The sequence below is a fragment of the Pseudomonas aylmerensis genome, assembly GCF_001702265.1.
GTDB lineage: Bacteria > Pseudomonadota > Gammaproteobacteria > Pseudomonadales > Pseudomonadaceae > Aquipseudomonas > Aquipseudomonas aylmerensis.
The window spans coordinates 116746-134531 of sequence record NZ_MAUE01000010.1; the positions used below are offsets into that span (position 1 = coordinate 116746).

A 17786-nucleotide genomic window follows, 5' to 3' on the forward strand; every position below is an offset into this window, starting at 1 on the left:
GGTGTGTAGGCGCACGCTTGCTCGGGAAGAACGTCAACAATAGCGCGAGCATCCTGAATGAACGCAGTGCCATCGAGCTTTTCATCGACAGGCGAGCACCTGCAGTGAAGCGCTACAAATGAAAAAACCCGCCGAAGCGGGTTTTTCTACAACGGTGTTAAACCGACAATTCCACCAACAGCTTGTTCAGTCGGCGCACATAGGCGGCCGGGTCTTTCAGGCTGTCGCCAGCGGCCAGGGCCGCCTGGTCGAAGAGGATGTGCGACAGGTCGCCAAAACGCTCTTCGCTCTGCTCGCCGTCGAGTTTCTCGATCAGCGGGTGAGCCGGGTTGAATTCGAAGATCGGCTTGGAGTCCGGTACCTTCTGGCCGCTGGCTTCCAGGATCTGGCGCATCTGCATGCCCAGGTCCTGCTCGCCGATAGCCAGAATCGCCGGGGAATCGGTGAGGCGGTGGGAAACCCGCACCTCGCTGACCGCGTCGCCCAGGGACGCCTTGATCCGCTCAACCAGGCCTTCTTTGGACTTGGCGACTTCTTCGGCTTCTTTCTTCTCTTCTTCGGAGTCGAGGTTACCCAGGTCCAGGTCACCACGAGCCACGTCGACGAAGGATTTGCCGTCGAACTCGTTGAGGTAGCTCATCAGCCACTCATCGATACGGTCGGTCAGCAGCAGCACTTCGATGCCTTTCTTGCGGAAGACTTCCAGGTGCGGGCTGTTCTTGACCTGCGCGTAGGTTTCGCCGGTGAGGTAGTAGATCTTGTCCTGGCCTTCCTTGGCGCGTGCCAGGTATTCGGCCAGGGCAACGTTCTGCTCGCCGTCGTCGCCTTGGGTGGAGGCAAAACGCAGCAGGCCGGCGATTTTTTCCTTGTTGGCAAAATCTTCCGCCGGGCCTTCTTTCATGACCTGGCCGAAGTTTTTCCAGAAGCCCTTGTATTGCTCAGGCTCGTTCTTCGCCAGTTTTTCCAGCATGTCGAGCACGCGCTTGGTCAGCGCCGACTTCATCGAGTCGATGATCGGGTCTTTTTGCAGGATTTCCCGCGACACGTTCAGCGACAGGTCGTTGGAGTCGACCACGCCCTTGATGAAGCGCAGGTACAGCGGCAGGAAGGATTCCGCCTGGTCCATGACGAACACGCGCTGTACGTAGAGTTTCAGGCCTTTTGGCGCTTCACGCTGGTACAGGTCGAACGGCGCGCGGGCCGGCACATAGAGCAGCGAGCTGTATTCCAGCTTGCCTTCGACCTTGTTGTGGCTCCAGCTCAGCGGGTTTTCGTAGTCGTGACCGATGTGCTTGTAGAACTCCTGGTATTCCTCGTCCTTGATCTCGGTACGCGGACGGGTCCACAGCGCGCTGGCGCGGTTGACCACTTCCCATTCCTGGGCAGGTGCCTCTTCGCCTTCGGCGGCCGCTTGTTCTTTCGGCAGCTCGATCGGCAGGGCGATGTGGTCGGAGTACTTCTTGACGATGTTGCGCAGGCGCCAGCCATCGGCGAATTCATCTTCACCGGACTTGAGGTGCAGGACGATGCGCGTGCCGCGATCAGCCTTGTCGATCGTGGCGATTTCGAATTCGCCCTCGCCTTTCGAGGACCAATGCACGCCTTCGCTGGCGTCGAGGCCGGCGCGGCGGCTGAAGACTTCCACCTTGTCGGCGACGATGAAGGCCGAGTAGAAGCCCACGCCGAACTGGCCGATCAGGTGCGAATCTTTCTTCTGGTCGCCCGAGAGGTTTTTCATGAAGTCGGCAGTGCCGGATTTGGCGATGGTCCCCAGGTGGGTGATCGCGTCTTCGCGGCTCATGCCGATGCCGTTGTCTTCGAGGGTGACGGTCTTGGCGTCCTTGTCGAAGCTCACGCGGATTTTCAGTTCGGCGCCGCCTTCCAGCAATTCAGGCTTGGACAGGGCTTCGAAACGTAATTTGTCGACAGCGTCAGAGGCGTTCGAGATCAATTCGCGAAGGAAGATTTCCTTGTTGGAATACAGCGAATGGATCATGAGGTGCAGCAGTTGCTTCACCTCGGTCTGGAAGCCCAGGGTTTCCTTTTGAGTTTCCACACTCATGGTCATCAAACTCCAATTGGATGGCAGTGGCCGCGCCCTTGAGGGTTGGCGGCGGGTTGTCATCAAAGTTGGGGGCTAAGAGCAGGATTTCAAGGGCGGCCGACTTCCTCAATCTTGAAATGCGCGCGGGCGGTGGCGATGGGCTCAGCCTGCGTGCTTTGCCAGGCGGTGATCGCCACATTCGCCACCCGTCGGCCCTGGCGCCACACCTGGCATTTGGCGTAGGTGTCGCGAAACTGCCCGGCACGCAGGTAATCGAGGGAGAAATCGATGATTTTCGGGAAGCCCGGCGCGCCGGTGAACACCAGCAGATGCAGCGCGGCAGACAACTCCATAAAGCCTGCGATGACCCCGCCATGCAGCGCCGGCAATATCGGGTTACCAATATTGTCCTTGTTGGCCGGCAGGCGGAACAGCAGTTCACCCCCAAGCCGGGTGCATTCGATACCGATCAGCTTGGCGTAGGGGATCAGTTCGAGCAGCGCTGCATAATCGCCGCGTTCATGGGCCTGCTCCAGGCGCGTCTTGAATCGATGGGTCATGCCTGCTCTCCCTTGATCGTGTTGCTCAACCCTTGCGCCCCTTTGAGACGCTTGCCCATGCGCATGAACGTGCCGACGACATGGGCGATGGGCTGCTGTGGGTCATCCTGGTAGGCAAAGCCGCGCGTGAAGATCACGTCGGTGGTCACCCGGTAGCATTGGGCAAATCCATAGACGGGCTGGTGCGGTGCGGCGGGATGCATGTAGTCGATACGCAGGTCGAGGGTCGGGCACACCTCGAACTCCGGCAACACGCACAGGGTGGCCATGCCGCAGGCGGTGTCCATCAGGGAGGTCAATGCGCCACCGTGAATGACGCCGGTCCGCGGGTCGCCGACCAGTTGCGGCGCATAGGGCATGAGCAGCGTGATGCCTTCCTCGCTGGCCTGATGAGCGGTGATACCCAGCACCTGACAATGGCGCAAGGCCGATACAAAGCGCGACGCACGCTCTAACAAGGGATTTTCGGTCATTCGTTGAAGACTCTTATTAGTGATGATCGGTGCAATAGCCGGCGGGCAGGAAAGTTCCTTTGCGCCGATGGTTTATATATCTGTGGAATTAAAGGAACTAATGCAGAACGCCCATGCTCGAAAGGCCAGTAGATATCTTCAATAAGGAGAAACACCCCATGCGCAAGACTTTAGCTATTTCCATGATGTTGGCCGCTGCCCTCGGTCTCGCTGCCTGCGATAAGAAATCCGAAGACAAAGCCCAAGACGCCGCCGCACATTCCGAGCAAGCTCAAAAAGATATGGCGAAGGCTCAGGATAAAGTGAACGACGCTGCGAAAGAAAACGCCGATGCTGCCAAAGCTCAGGCTGAATCGAACGAAGCCGCCGCGAAAGAAGCAGCACCTGCTACCCCTGCCAGCGGTTCTTGATACCGCGGCTTGAAATAGCTTGGCTGCAAAAAGAAAGCCCGCTTAGATAGCGGGCTTTACTTTGCCTGGTGTTTTTATTTCAAGGTTACTTAAGCCGACTCTTTAACCGCCTCCGGCGGCGGTGTGTCCGTCTGGGTATACACCATCACTTGCAGTACGTCGGAATGAAACTCGCGACGGTACAGCACGACCACCACCCCGGCACTCATCAACATGAACAACCAGGGGCTGACAAACCACGCCAGCATGGTCATGCCGAAGTAATAAGCGCGCAGGCCGAAGTTGAACTGGTTGGCAGCCATGGAGATCACCCGCGCCGCGCGTAGCGCAAACGCCTTGCGCTCCTGCTCCGACACATGCCGCTCCCCCACCATCGGCGCCGAGCCGACCAGCACTGCCGCAAAGTTGTACTGGCGCATGCACCAACTGAACGTGAAGAACGCATAGACGAACACCAGGGCCAGGCACAGCAGCTTGATCTCCGACATGCCCTGGGACGCCTGCTGCACCATGGGAATGTCAGCCAGCAGCGACACCGCGCGCTCTGAGGCACCGAGCACGGTGAGAATGCCGGCCAGGATGATTAAGGTGCTGGAGGCAAAGAACGAAGCGTTGCGTTCCAGGTTGCCGATCACACTGGCGTCGGCGATGCGGTTGTCGCGCAGCAGCATGCGGCGCATCCAGTCTTCGCGATACAGATGCAGCACACTGGCCAGGCACGCAGTGTCCCGGGCCTTCCAGGTGGCATAGCGGGTGTAGCCGCCCCAGCACAGGACAAACCAGAGGGCGGCAAGCAGGTGGATCTGATTGGTTTCGACGAACGACATGGGGGTCCTATTAAGCGATGGTTGGGTGAATACAAGCCGGCTCCTACGGGATCGTGTTGCAAACACATAAAAAATGCCCCGTATCGATTGATACGGGGCATTTCCATGTAGCGTGAAGTCGGCTATTTAAGCGAGCGCTTCGCTGCGCTTGCCCAGCATGCGATCAATCACGAACGCCACGCCCAAGGTCATCACCGAAGGCACCAACCATGCCAGGCCCTGCTCGCTCAATGGCAGGTGCGCCAGTTGCGACGGCATCCAATCGGCCAGGCCAGCGCCCTTGAGTGCGTCGATGCAACCGAAGATGAACGACACCAGCATCACCGGACCGACGATACGACCCTGTTCCTGCCAGAAATCTTTGCAGAAGCTCAAGGCCACCAGCACGATGCACGGCGGGTAGATCGCGGTGAGCACCGGGATCGAGAACGCAATCAGCTTGGTCAGGCCCAGGTTCGACACGAACAGCGAGAACAGCGCGAGGATCACCACCAGGGCCTTGTAGGACAGCGGCAGGACGCGGCTGAAATACTCGGCGCAGGCGCAGGTGAGGCCCACCGCAGTGACCAGGCACGCGAGGGAGATCAGCACCGCGAGGAAGCCGCTGCCCAGCGAACCGAACGTGTGCTGCACGTAGGCGTGCAATACCGCAGCGCCGTTACTGGCACCGGCAGCCACTGCATGGCTGCCCGAACCGAGGCGGAACAGACTGATGTAGACCAGTGCCAGGCCGACGCCGGCAATCAGGCCGGCAATGATCGCGTAGCGGGTGATCAGCTTGGGCGACTCGACGCCACGGGAACGGATCGCGTTGACGATCACGATGCCAAACACCAACGCGCCCAGGGTGTCCATGGTCAGGTAACCATTGATAAAGCCTTGGGAGAACGGCGCAGCCACGTACTCAGGGGTAGCCACGCCCACTTCACCGGCCGGCAGGGCAAACGCGGCGATGCCGAGGATGGCCAGCGCGATGATTTTCAGCGGCGCGAGAAAACGCCCCACGGTGTCCAGCAGTCGGCCCGGATAGAGGGAGACGAAGAACACCACCAGGAAATACACCGAGCTGTAGAGAAACAGTGCCAGCGGACTTTCACCGGTCAACGGCGCCAGGCCGACTTCAAACGACACAGTTGCGGTACGCGGGGTGGCGAACAGCGGCCCTACCGCCAGATACGCCGCCGCCGCGAGCAGGCCACCGGCGATCTTGCCGATCGGGCTGCTCAACGCGTCCATGCCGCCGCCGACCTTGGCCAGGGCGATCACGGTGACCACCGGCAGGCCCACCGCAGTGATCAGGAAACCCAGCGCTGCCATCCAGACGTGAGGCCCGGACTGCAAACCAACGATTGGCGGGAAGATGATGTTGCCAGCGCCCACGAACAGGGCAAATGTCATGAAGCCCAGCGCCAGGACATCCTGGCTTTTCATCACTTTCATTTGAGGAAATACCACACTACTGAATCGGAATTTAGAGAGGGATTCCCTATGGATGAGGGAAATACTGCCGGCCCTGATGGGGACCGACCGGTCTAGCGCGCAGCTTCCTTTTGGGATGCGGACGCATAAAGAGGCGGCTAGATTACAGAATTAGCCTGACAAACGCACTGTTGCGGGGCGGACTGTCCGATAAGCGACACTTTGATGTCGCATCTGTATATCTAAATGCTGGAATTTCAGCAACCTGCAGAAAGCACAAAGGCCACCCGAAGGTGGCCTTTGCGTGGTGAAGCGTCAGCTAAGCGCGAGGCTTACTTGACAGCCCAACCGGTCAGCTCGGCCAGGGCCTTGCCGATGTCTGCCAGCGAACGCACGGTTTTAACGCCTGCGTCTTGCAGTGCAGCGAATTTCTCGTCTGCAGTGCCTTTGCCGCCAGAGATGATTGCGCCAGCATGGCCCATGCGCTTGCCCGCAGGGGCAGTCACACCAGCGATGTAGGAAACAACCGGCTTGGTCACGTGTGCCTTGATGTAGGCAGCCGCTTCTTCTTCAGCCGAACCGCCGATCTCACCGATCATGACGATCGCTTCGGTCTTCGGGTCTTCCTGGAACAGCTTCAGGATGTCGATGAAGTTCGAGCCTGGGATCGGGTCACCGCCGATGCCGACGCAAGTCGACTGACCGAAACCGGCGTCAGTGGTCTGCTTCACAGCTTCGTAGGTCAGGGTGCCGGAACGCGAAACGATACCGACTTTACCTGGCAAGTGAATGTGACCTGGCATGATGCCGATCTTGCATTCGCCTGGGGTGATCACGCCTGGGCAGTTAGGGCCGATCAGGACTACGCCCAGCTCGTCGCACTTAACTTTAGCGTCCAGCATGTCCAGGGTAGGAATGCCTTCGGTGATGCACACGATCAGCTTGATGCCGCCGAATGCTGCTTCCAGGATCGAGTCCTTGCAGAAAGGAGCTGGAACGTAGATCACGCTGGCGGTGGCGCCAGTGGCTGCTACAGCATCTTTCACAGTGTTGAACACTGGCAGGCCCAGGTGCTCGGTGCCGCCTTTGCCCGGAGTTACGCCGCCAACCATCTTGGTGCCGTATTCGATGGCTTGCTGGGTGTGGAAACTACCTTGCGAACCGGTAATACCCTGGCAGATAACTTTGGTGTCTTTATTGATCAGGACGCTCATTATTTGCCCTCCGCAGCTTTGACAACTTGTTGAGCAGCGTCGGTCAGGCTGGTAGCCGCGATGATGTTCAAACCGCTTTCTGCCAGTACTTTAGCGCCCAGTTCAGCGTTGTTACCTTCAAGGCGAACAACAACCGGGATTTTAACGCCAACTTCTTTCACTGCACCGATGATGCCTTCGGCAATCATGTCGCAACGAACGATGCCGCCGAAGATGTTGACCAGTACTGCAGCGACGTTGGAGTCGGACAGGATGATCTTGAAGGCTTCGGTAACGCGTTCTTTGGTAGCACCACCGCCCACGTCGAGGAAGTTGGCTGGTTTGCCGCCATGCAGGTTGACGATGTCCATGGTACCCATGGCCAGGCCAGCACCGTTGACCATGCAACCGATGTTACCTTCCAGGGCTACGTAGTTCAGTTCGAACTTGGCAGCGTGCGCTTCGCGCGGATCGTCTTGCGACGGATCGTGGAAAGTCTTCAGCTTAGGCTGACGGTACATGGCGTTGGCGTCGATGTTGATCTTGGCGTCGAGGCAGTGCAGATCGCCGTCAGCCTTGATCACCAGCGGGTTCACTTCCAGCAGGGCCAGATCGTGATCCTGGAACAGTTTGGCCAGACCAACGAAGATCTTGGCGAACTGGGCAACTTGCTTGCCTTCCAGACCCAACTGGAAAGCCAGCTCGCGACCCTGGAATGGCTGAGCGCCAACCAGTGGATCGATAGTGGCTTTCAGAATTTTTTCTGGGGTTTCGTGAGCGATCTTCTCGATGTCCACGCCACCTTCGGTGGAAGCCATGAACACGATGCGACGGCTCGAACGGTCAACGACAGCGCCCAGGTACAGCTCTTTAGCGATATCAGTGCACGATTCAACCAGGATCTTGGTGACTGGCTGGCCATTGGCATCAGTCTGGTAAGTCACCAGACGCTTGCCCAGCCACTGCTGTGCGAAGGCCTTGGCGTCTTCTTTGCTGCGAACCAGCTTAACGCCGCCCGCTTTACCGCGACCACCGGCGTGGACCTGGGCTTTGACAACCCACTCGCTGCCGCCGATTTTGTCGCAAGCTTCTGCTGCTGCTTCCGGGGTGTCTACTGCGTAGCCCTTGGAAACTGGCAGGCCGTATTCAGCGAACAGCTGCTTACCCTGATACTCGTGAAGATTCATGCTTTTTACCGTCTTCGTTAGGTACTGCGCATTCGGCGCTGCGCTCATTATGAGTGCCGCGCCACCTGTGACTGCTGCTTGCGCAACTTGCAGGGCTCAAGGCCCGTAAAGCTGCGCAAGGCTGCGTCCAGCGGATATTCCGCGGTGAGTCTTGCGCGCAAGGCTCACGACGGGCAACTCCGCCGTGGTTTCTTATTATCTCGCTTAGCGCTTCTTGCGGTTGGCGATGTGGATGGCGCCGCCATTCACTGCCAACGCTGCTTCGTGCAACGCTTCGGACAGGGTCGGATGGGAGAAGACCATCATGCCCAGGTCCTCGGCACTGGTGCCGAATTCCATACCGATTGCGCCTTGCTGAACCAGTTCTGCAGCGCTTGGGCCGATCACGTGGACGCCCAATACGCGGTCAGTCTTGGCATCAGCGATGACTTTGACAAAACCACCGGTGTCGTTGGCTGCCATGGCACGGCCAGAAGCGGCAAACGGGAAGGTGCCGACGTTAACTTCAACGCCTTCAGCTTTCAACTGCTGTTCGTTCTTGCCGACCCATGCAATTTCCGGGTGGGTGTAGATAACCGACGGGATCAGGTCGTAGTTCATCTGGGTTTTGTGGCCCTTGATGCGCTCGACAACCATGATGCCTTCTTCGGAAGCCTTGTGCGCCAGCATCATGCCACGCACCACGTCACCAATGGCGTACACGCCAGGAACGGTGGTTGCGCAGTGATCGTCAACGTGGATGAAACCACGCTCGTCGATGTTCACGCCGCTGTCGGAAGCCAGCAGGTCGGTGGTCACCGGACGACGACCCACGGCTACGATCAGCTTGTCGAAAGTGATGGTCTGTTCGCCATCCTTGTCGGTGTAGGTCACGACAACTTCTTCGCCGTTGACCTTGGAGCCGGTCACGCGTGCGCCCAGCTTGATGTCCAGACCTTGCTTGGTCAGGGTTTTCAGCGCTTCTTTGGACACCGCAGTGTCGGCAGCCAGCAGGAACGTGTCCAGGGCTTCCAGCACGGTGACTTCAGAACCCAGGCGGGACCAGACCGAACCCAGTTCCAGGCCGATCACGCCAGCGCCGATCACGCCCAGGCGTTTTGGAACCGATTGGAATTCCAGGGCGCCGGTCGAATCAACGATCACGTTCTGGTCGACTGGAGCCGGTGGAATGTCGATTGGACGCGAACCTGGCGCCAGGATCACGTTCTCGGCTTCGATGACTTCAACCGAACCGTCTGGCTTGGTGATTTCAACTTTCTTGCCGGCCAGCAGTTTGCCGTGGCCTTGCAGGGAAGTAACGCCGTTGGCCTTGAACAGGGTCGCAACGCCGGAAGTCAGGCCTTTGACGATGTTGGCTTTACGGCCGACCATTGCTGGCACGTCCATGGTCACGCCAGCATGGTTGATGCCGTGGATCGCGAAGCCGTCTTGGGCTTCGTGGAATTTCCAGGAGCTGTCCAGCAGCGCCTTGGAAGGAATGCAACCAACGTTCAGGCAGGTACCGCCCAGTGCCAGTTTGCCTTCCTTGTCGGTGTATTTTTCGATGCAAGCAGTCGAGAGGCCCAGTTGTGCGGCCTTGATGGCGGCAACGTAGCCGCCAGGACCTGCACCAATCACTACAACGTCAAATTTCTGTGTCATGAAAATAGATCCTCTATTCAGCGACAAGCTTCAAGCGACAAGCTGCAAGCCAAGCTGCTTTTTCCTACAGCTTGTAGCTCGCAACTTGCAGCTGCGTCTTTAGATGTCCAGCAGCAGACGAGCCGGGTCTTCCAGCAGGTTCTTGATGGTCACCAGGAAAGTCACGGCTTCTTTACCATCGATCAGGCGGTGATCGTAAGACAGTGCCAGGTACATCATTGGGCGGATCACGACTTGGCCGTTGATGGCCATCGGACGCTGGATGATGTTGTGCATGCCCAGGATCGCGGCTTGTGGCGGGTTGACGATCGGGGTCGACATCATCGAACCGAAGGTACCACCGTTGGTGATGGTGAAGGTACCGCCGGTCATCTCGTCGATGGTCAGCTTGCCGTCACGGGCTTTCTTGCCGAAGGTCGCGATGCCGCCTTCGATTTCAGCCAGGCTCATCAGCTCGGCGTTACGCAGTACTGGAACCACCAGGCCACGGTCGCTGGACACGGCAACGCCGACGTCTGCATAGCCATGGTAAACGATGTCGTTACCGTCGATGGAAGCGTTGACAGCCGGGAAGCGTTTCAGCGCTTCGGTGGCCGCTTTCACGAAGAACGACATGAAGCCCAGGCGCACGCCGTTGTGGGACTTCTCGAACAGGTCCTTGTACTTCGAACGCAGGGCCATGACTTCAGTCATGTCGACTTCGTTGAAGGTGGTCAGCATCGCCATGTTCGACTGTGCTTCAACCAGGCGCTTGGCCACGGTGGCACGTACGCGAGTCATCGGCACACGCTTCTCGGTGCGGTCGCCAGCAGCGAACACAGGCGCAGCAGCAGCCGGGGCAGCAGCCTTGGCAGGTGCGGCAGCCGGTGCGTTTTTCTTGGCTTCAACAGCGGCAACCACGTCTTCCTTGGTCACACGGCCGTCTTTGCCGGTGCCTTTGATGGAAGCCAGGTTGATGCCGTTTTCTTCAGCCAACTGACGCGCAGCCGGTGCAGCGATTGGATCTTCGCCACCCGCAGCCGGAGCAGCGGCGGCGGCTGGAGCAGCAGCCGGTGCAGCAGCGGCTGGAGCGGCGGCGGCAGCACTGCCCTCTTCGATCGAGCCCAGAACCTGGTTCGACAGCACGGTAGCGCCTTCTTCGGCAACGATTGCGCCCAGTACGCCGTCAGCTTCGGCCAACACTTCCAGCACGACTTTGTCGGTCTCGATGTCGACGATCAGGTCGTCACGCTTGACGGCCTCACCTGGTTTCTTGTGCCAGGTGGCAACGGTGCCATCGGCAACCGATTCCGGGAATGACGGGGCTTTGATTTCGATAGCCATTATCTGTGGGTCCTTAAAATTCGGTTTCAGTCAGCGCGAAGGCGTTAAACAGTGAAAGCATCTTGCAGCAGTTTTTCCTGCTGCTCGGCGTGCATCGACGCATAACCACACGCAGGTGCAGCAGAAGCATCACGACCGGCGTACTCCAGGCCCAGGGCCTTGTTGTGGTTACCGATGCTGCGACGCAGGTGATGCTGGCTGCTGTACCACGCGCCCTGGTTCATCGGTTCTTCCTGACACCACACCACGTTGGTGAGGTTGGTGTAAGGCGCGATGGCCTCCATCAGGTCGTCTTCCGGGAACGGATAAAGCTGCTCGATACGCACGATGGCGATGTCTTCGCGGCCTTCTGCACGGCGTTTTTCCAGCAAGTCGTAGTAGACCTTGCCGCTGCACAGGATCAGGCGAGTGACCTTGGCGGCGTCCAGCGTGTCGATTTCTGGAATCACGGTCTGGAACGAGCCGTCAGCCAGATCTTCCAGGGTCGAGATGGCCAATTTATGACGCAGCAGCGACTTCGGCGTCAGTACTACCAATGGCTTGCGCAGCGGGCGAATCACCTGGCGACGCAGCAAGTGGTAGATCTGGGCCGGGGTAGTCGGCACGCACACCTGGATGTTGTGCTCGGCGCACAGCTGCAGGTAACGCTCCAGACGGGCCGAGGAGTGCTCCGGACCCTGACCTTCATAACCGTGTGGCAGCAGCATGGTCAGACCGCACAGACGGCCCCACTTGTGCTCGCCGCTGGTGATGAACTGGTCGATAACCACCTGGGCACCGTTGGCGAAGTCGCCGAACTGGGCTTCCCAGATCACCAGCGCGTTCGGCGTGGTGGTCGAGTAACCGTATTCGAACGCCAGTACGGCTTCCTCGGACAGGAAAGAATCGTACAGGTCGAAACGCGGCTGGCCTTCGTACAGGTGTTGCAGCGGTACGTAGGTGCTGGCGTCTTTCTGGTTGTGCAATACCGCGTGACGGTGCGAGAACGTACCACGGCCGATGTCCTGGCCGGTCATGCGGATCGGGTGACCTTCGAACGCCAGGGTCGCGTACGCCATGGTTTCGGCGTAACCCCAGTTGATCGGCAGGCCGCCGGCTTGCATCTTCTGACGGTCTTCGTAGATCTTCGAGACCTGGCGCTGTACGACGAAGCCTTCTGGAATTTCCAGCAGCTTGGCAGACAGTTCCTGCAGGGTCTTCAAGTCGAACGAGGTATCGTGACGTGCAGTCCAGGCGTGGCCCAGGTAAGGACGCCAGTCCACGAACAACTCTTTGTTCGGCTCCTTGACCAGGCTTTTCACTACGTGCAGACCGTTGTCCAGCGCGTTGCGGTATTCGTCGACTTTCGCCTGAACACGCGCATCGTCAACCACGCCGGCCTTGGTCAGGCTTTCGGCGTACAGCTCACGGGTGGTGCGCTGCTTGGTGATCTGCTGGTACATCAACGGCTGGGTGCCGCTTGGTTCATCGGCTTCGTTGTGACCGCGACGGCGGTAGCAAACCAGGTCGATCACCACGTCACGCTTGAACTGCATGCGGTAGTCGATGGCCAGTTGGGTCACGAACAGCACGGCTTCCGGATCATCACCATTCACATGGAGGATCGGCGCCTGGATCATCTTGGCAACGTCGGTGGCGTACTCGGTGGAACGCGCGTCCAACGGGTTGCTGATGGTGAAGCCCACCTGGTTGTTGATGACGATGTGAACGGTACCGCCCGTCTTGAAGCCGCGAGTCTGCGACATCTGGAAGGTTTCCAGAACCACGCCCTGACCGGCGAATGCCGCGTCACCGTGGATGGAAATCGGCAGCACCTTCTCGCCGGTGGTGTCGTTACGACGATCCTGGCGAGCACGTACCGAACCCTCGACCACTGGAGAAACGATTTCCAGGTGGGAGGGGTTGAACGCCATGGCCAGGTGAACTTCACCGCCGGTGGTCATCACGTTGGACGAGAAACCCTGGTGGTACTTAACGTCACCGGAGCCCAGCTCGACCTTCTTCTTGCCTTCGAACTCGTCGAACAGCTCGCGCGGGTTCTTGCCGAACGTGTTGACCAACACGTTCAGGCGACCACGGTGAGCCATGCCGATCACGATTTCCTTGGTGCCGTAGGAGCCGGAACGCTGGATCAACTCGTCGAGCATCGGAATCAGGCTTTCGCCGCCTTCCAGGCCGAAACGCTTGGTGCCCGGGTATTTGGTACCCAGGTATTTCTCGAGACCTTCAGCTGCGGTCACGCGCTCCAGCAGGTGGCTGCGCACGTCGGCAGACAGCACCGGACGGCCACGCACGCCTTCCAGGCGATGCTGGAACCAGTGGCGTTGCTCGGAATCGGTGATGTGCGTGAACTCAGCGCCAATGGTGCGGCAATATGTCTGCTGCAACGCTTCGTGAATTTCGCGTAGGCTCGCTTCCTCTTTGCCGATGAACAGGTCGCCGGCACGGAAGGTCGTATCAAGATCGGCATTGGTCAAGCCGTAATGATTGATCGACAGGTCAGCAGGTGCAGGACGCTGCCAGAGCCCCAGCGGGTCAAGCTGGGCCGCCTGGTGGCCACGCATCCGGTAGGCCTGGATCAGTCGCAATACTTCAACTTGCTTCTTCTCGTGCTCACTGCTCACGCTGCCGGCGGAAACCGGTTGGGCGCGGCGCTGGTTCTTTGCCAGCAGCACAAACTGATCGCGAATTGTTGCGTGCGATACATCGGTGGCAGCGTTGCCGTCTGAAGACAACGTCTGAAATTTGGTGCGCCATTCTTCTGGCACAGCGTTAGGGTCGTGCAGGTAGAGCTCATAAAGCTCTTCCACATAGGCAGCGTTACCACCTGAAAGATAGCCGCTGTTCCACATGCGCTGCATCACGCTTTCTTGCATGCTTGGTCACCCTCGATTTGGGGACACCACCGGCGAAAACACCGAGTTTGCTTGCAAAAGGCCAAGTGCAGCGACCAAAACAAGCCACTTAGGATCACGCTGATAGTTCGGGTACCAACCCGAATGCCCCTGCTTGTCTCATTTCTTCAAAATAAGAGCCGCGGCTTTGTAAGTCGCTGCTCAAGTTAAAACTACGGCGCCGGTTGAAGCCTGCGCCGTAGCATTTACGGGCACAACGGTCCTGCTTTTACTACAACGTCGTTACACGCCGCTTTGCAGCAGCATGTTACGGATGTGACCAATGGCCTTAGTCGGGTTCAGGCCTTTGGGACATACGTTGACGCAGTTCATGATCCCGCGGCAGCGGAATACGCTGAACGGGTCATCCAGCGAAGCCAGACGCTCGGACGTCTTGGTGTCACGGCTGTCTGCCAGGAAGCGGTACGCTTGCAGCAGGGCAGCTGGACCCAGGAACTTGTCCGGGTTCCACCAGAAGGATGGGCACGACGTCGAGCAGCAAGCGCACAGGATGCACTCGTACAGACCGTCGAGCTTTTCACGCTCTTCCGGGGACTGCAGACGCTCGATGGCCGGAGCCGGAGTATCGTTCTGCAGGAACGGCTTAACTTTCTCGTATTGCTTGTAGAAGATGCTCATATCGACGACCAGGTCACGGATAACCGGCAAACCTGGCAGAGGACGAACGATCAGCTTGTTGCCTTTGACGACAGCGGACAGTGGCGTGATGCACGCCAGGCCGTTTTTGCCGTTGATGTTCATGCCGTCGGAACCGCACACACCTTCACGGCAAGAGCGACGATAGGAGAAACCTTCGTCCTGCTCTTTGATCAGTGCCAATACATCCAGCACCATCAGGTCTTTACCACCGGTATCGACCTGGAATTCCTGCATGAACGGCGCAGCGTCCTGATCAGGGTTGTAGCGGTAAACACTGACTTTCAACATGGCAGCCACCCTTAGTAAGTCCGAATCTTCGGTTCAAACGTCGGAACCGTCTTCGGCGAGAAGTTCACGGCACGCTTGGCAACGCGCTTGTCACCCGGGAAGTACAGGGTGTGGCACAGCCAGTTTTCGTCGTCGCGATCTTCAAAGTCTTCACGAGCGTGAGCACCACGGGATTCTTTACGAACCTCGGCGGCAATCGCAGTCGCTTCAGCCACTTCGAGCAGGTTTTGCAGCTCAAGAGCTTCGATACGAGCGGTGTTGAAGGCCTGGCTCTTATCGTTGATCTTGACGTTGGCGATGCGCTTGCGCAGGTCAGCCAGCTGGGCAATACCCTTCTGCATGTATTCGCCGGTACGGAATACACCGAAGTAGTTCTGCATGCAGCTTTGCAGCTCGCGACGCAGGGTCGCCACGTCTTCGCCATCGGTACGCTCGTTCAGAGCGTTCAGGCGCGCCAGGGCGGCCTCGATGTTGGCGTCGGTCGCGTCATCGTATTCGATGCCGTCGGTCAGCGCTTTTTCCAGGTGCAGGCCAGCAGCACGGCCGAATACCACCAGGTCGAGCAGCGAGTTGCCGCCCAGGCGGTTGGCACCGTGAACCGATACGCAAGCCACTTCGCCTACGGCGAACAGACCGTGGATGATTTCATCCTGGCCTTCGGCGTTCTGGGTGATCGCCTGGCCATGAATGTTGGTCGGCACGCCGCCCATCATATAGTGGCAAGTCGGAACAACCGGCACCGGAGCAACCACCGGGTCAACGTGAGCAAAGGTCTTGGACAGCTCGCAGATACCTGGCAGGCGGCTGTGCAGCACTTCTTCGCCGAGGTGATCGAGCTTGAGCAGTACGTGGTCGCCGTTCGGGCCACAGCCGTTGCCGGCGATGATTTCCTTGACCATCGAACGGGCAACAACGTCACGACCCGCCAGGTCTTTCGCGTTCGGAGCATAACGCTCCATGAAACGCTCGCCGTGCTTGTTGATCAGGTAACCACCTTCACCACGGCAACCTTCGGTAACCAGTACGCCCGCGCCGGCGATACCGGTCGGGTGGAACTGCCACATCTCGATGTCTTGCACCGGCACGCCAGCACGCAGGGCCATGCCAACGCCGTCACCGGTGTTGATCAGGGCATTGGTGGTCGACGCGTAGATACGACCTGCACCGCCGGTCGCCAGGACAGTCGCCTTGGCGCGGATGTAGGTGGTTTCACCGGTTTCGATGCAGATGGCGATCACACCGACGAACTCGCCTTGCGCGTTCTTGACCAGGTCAACCGCGTAGTACTCGTTCAGGAACGTGGTGCCGGCTTTCAGGTTGCCCTGATAAAGGGTGTGCAGCAGCGCGTGACCGGTACGGTCGGACGCAGCGCAGGTACGGGCAGCCTGGCCGCCTTTACCGTAATCCTTCGACTGGCCGCCGAATGGACGCTGGTAGATACGACCTTGCTCGGTGCGCGAGAACGGCAGACCCATGTGGTCCAGCTCGAATACGGCAGCCGGGCCTTCCTGACACATGTATTCGATAGCGTCCTGGTCACCGATGTAGTCGGAACCCTTGACGGTATCGTACATGTGCCAGCGCCAGTCATCGTTCGGGTCGGCAGAGGCGATGGCGCAAGTGATGCCACCCTGGGCCGAGACGGTATGGGAACGCGTCGGGAACACCTTGGTGATCACGGCAGTCTTGTGACCGCCCTGGGCCAGCTGCAGCGCTGCGCGCATGCCAGCACCGCCGCCACCAATAATGATGGCGTCGAATGAAATAGTTGGAATGTTAGCCATGAATCAGATACCCCAAAGAATCTGCACACCCCAGACGAAGTAAGCGAACATCGCGACGCCGCATACTGCCTGGAAGAGGAAACGTACTGCAGTCGCGGACTTGCCCAGCGCCATCGGCGTCAGGTAGTCGGTCGCGATAGTCCACATGCCGACCCAGGCGTGTGCGCCCAGGGCTACAAGTGCCAGCAGACTGAAGATTCGCATCGCATTGTGGGAAAACAGGCCGTGCCATTGCTCATAGCCAATGCCCGGGTTTGCGACGAGGTATCCGATCAGAAAAATGAAATAAGCCGCGAGAACGACCGCAGACACACGCTGTGCCATCCAGTCATAGAGGCCCGAACGCGACAGATTCGTAACGCTGGTTACCATATCCAAACTCCTGCCAGAACGATCAGCACCACGGAAATGGCGATGATGATTTTCGAGCCCAGTCGGCCGCCTTCCAGCGTCTCACCGATGCCCATATCCATGATCAAGTGGCGCACACCGGCTACCAGGTGATACAGCAGAGCGGACAGGAGGCCCCATGCTACGAACTTGGCCAGCGGGCTGGTCAAGCATGCCTTCACCTCGGCGTATCCTTCCTCGGAACCCAGGGATTTGCTCAATGCATAAAGCATGATGCCCAAGCCCAGGAACAGGATGATGCCGGAAACACGGTGCAGGAACGACGTAACGCCGGTGATGGGGAGTTTGATGGTCCTTAGGTCTAGGTTTACAGGTCGTTGGCTATTCACGGCTTTTTTTCACACTGAAGAGCCCCTAACAATCAGGGCAAAGTTGTTGGGGAGTGCACTGGTCAGGTAAGCACCACCCAGGGAGTGCGACCCCCAATGAAAGCAAGCCCAAAAGCCCTTGGCGGTCGGTGGCCGAGTATAGACAGTTAGGTTACTAATGACAACGCGCGCTCCTCACCCTAATAGCTGATTGCGCTGGCGGGATAAAAGGCGTAAATGGCAGTCAATTTCGAGGAAAAAGTACGGTTAAAGCCTTCTGGAGCAAGACTTTAGGCAAATTGACATCTGAATTTATCTCACTATAGTGGTGCGGGCCCTGCGTGGGGGGTCTGTCTGATGATTT

The 17786-nt window shown here is 58.6% G+C and carries 15 protein-coding genes; 1 reads left to right on the forward strand and 14 read right to left on the reverse strand.

Going from position 1 to position 17786, the window contains the following annotated elements; all coding sequences use genetic code 11:
• Positions 1–157: 157 nt before the first annotated feature.
• The 3 genes from htpG to BBG20_RS06695 form a co-directional block, all read right to left on the reverse strand.
• Positions 158–2062 carry a molecular chaperone HtpG gene (htpG, locus tag BBG20_RS06685; protein ID WP_065901927.1) on the reverse strand — a complete coding sequence of 635 codons (1905 nt, stop codon included), beginning with the start codon at positions 2060–2062 and terminating at the stop codon, positions 158–160.
• Positions 2063–2151: 89 nt separating this feature from the next.
• Entirely contained in the window at positions 2152–2604 is a 453-nt protein-coding gene (locus BBG20_RS06690; RefSeq protein WP_065901539.1) for a PaaI family thioesterase, read from the reverse strand.
• Positions 2601–3077 carry a PaaI family thioesterase gene (locus BBG20_RS06695; RefSeq protein WP_065901542.1) on the reverse strand — a complete coding sequence of 159 codons (477 nt, stop codon included), beginning with the start codon at positions 3075–3077 and terminating at the stop codon, positions 2601–2603. Before BBG20_RS06695 ends, BBG20_RS06690 begins: the two co-directional genes overlap by 4 nt.
• 158 nt (positions 3078–3235) lie before the next feature.
• On the opposite strand from BBG20_RS06695, the gene BBG20_RS06700 reads away from it, so the two are divergent.
• Positions 3236–3487 carry a hypothetical protein gene (locus BBG20_RS06700; RefSeq protein ID WP_065901929.1) on the forward strand — a complete coding sequence of 84 codons (252 nt, stop codon included), beginning with the start codon at positions 3236–3238 and terminating at the stop codon, positions 3485–3487.
• Between the two features lie 89 nt (positions 3488–3576).
• Here BBG20_RS06700 and BBG20_RS06705 read toward each other — a convergent pair whose 3' ends face one another.
• From BBG20_RS06705 to sdhC, 11 genes are all read right to left on the reverse strand, one after another.
• Entirely contained in the window at positions 3577–4314 is a 738-nt protein-coding gene (locus BBG20_RS06705; RefSeq protein ID WP_065901545.1) for a DUF599 domain-containing protein, read from the reverse strand.
• A 126-nt stretch (positions 4315–4440) separates the two neighbouring features.
• Positions 4441–5754, reverse strand: a complete 1314-nt coding sequence (brnQ, locus tag BBG20_RS06710; RefSeq protein ID WP_065901547.1) for a branched-chain amino acid transport system II carrier protein — start codon at positions 5752–5754, stop codon at positions 4441–4443.
• A gap of 311 nt (positions 5755–6065) precedes the next feature.
• Positions 6066–6947, reverse strand: a complete 882-nt coding sequence (gene sucD / locus BBG20_RS06715) for a succinate--CoA ligase subunit alpha (protein ID WP_003172813.1) — start codon at positions 6945–6947, stop codon at positions 6066–6068.
• Complete coding sequence (gene sucC / locus BBG20_RS06720; RefSeq protein WP_003190011.1) at positions 6947–8113, reverse strand: ADP-forming succinate--CoA ligase subunit beta; 1167 nt, start codon at positions 8111–8113, stop codon at positions 6947–6949. Before sucC ends, sucD begins: the two co-directional genes overlap by 1 nt.
• A gap of 204 nt (positions 8114–8317) precedes the next feature.
• Positions 8318–9754, reverse strand: a complete 1437-nt coding sequence (gene lpdA, locus BBG20_RS06725; protein ID WP_065901549.1) for a dihydrolipoyl dehydrogenase — start codon at positions 9752–9754, stop codon at positions 8318–8320.
• Positions 9755–9853: 99 nt separating this feature from the next.
• Positions 9854–11077 carry a 2-oxoglutarate dehydrogenase complex dihydrolipoyllysine-residue succinyltransferase gene (gene odhB, locus BBG20_RS06730; protein WP_065901552.1) on the reverse strand — a complete coding sequence of 408 codons (1224 nt, stop codon included), beginning with the start codon at positions 11075–11077 and terminating at the stop codon, positions 9854–9856.
• Between the two features lie 44 nt (positions 11078–11121).
• Complete coding sequence (locus tag BBG20_RS06735; RefSeq protein ID WP_065901555.1) at positions 11122–13953, reverse strand: 2-oxoglutarate dehydrogenase E1 component; 2832 nt, start codon at positions 13951–13953, stop codon at positions 11122–11124.
• A 261-nt stretch (positions 13954–14214) separates the two neighbouring features.
• Positions 14215–14919 carry a succinate dehydrogenase iron-sulfur subunit gene (locus BBG20_RS06740; RefSeq protein ID WP_003172807.1) on the reverse strand — a complete coding sequence of 235 codons (705 nt, stop codon included), beginning with the start codon at positions 14917–14919 and terminating at the stop codon, positions 14215–14217.
• Between the two features lie 11 nt (positions 14920–14930).
• Positions 14931–16703, reverse strand: a complete 1773-nt coding sequence (sdhA, locus tag BBG20_RS06745) for a succinate dehydrogenase flavoprotein subunit (protein WP_065901559.1) — start codon at positions 16701–16703, stop codon at positions 14931–14933.
• Positions 16704–16706: 3 nt separating this feature from the next.
• Positions 16707–17075: a succinate dehydrogenase, hydrophobic membrane anchor protein gene (sdhD, locus tag BBG20_RS06750; RefSeq protein ID WP_003172805.1), complete on the reverse strand. Its 369-nt coding sequence runs from the start codon at positions 17073–17075 to the stop codon at positions 16707–16709.
• Positions 17069–17443, reverse strand: coding sequence for a succinate dehydrogenase, cytochrome b556 subunit (gene sdhC / locus BBG20_RS06755; RefSeq protein WP_003172804.1), 375 nt, complete (start codon positions 17441–17443; stop codon positions 17069–17071). Before sdhC ends, sdhD begins: the two co-directional genes overlap by 7 nt.
• Positions 17444–17786 lie beyond the last annotated feature (343 nt).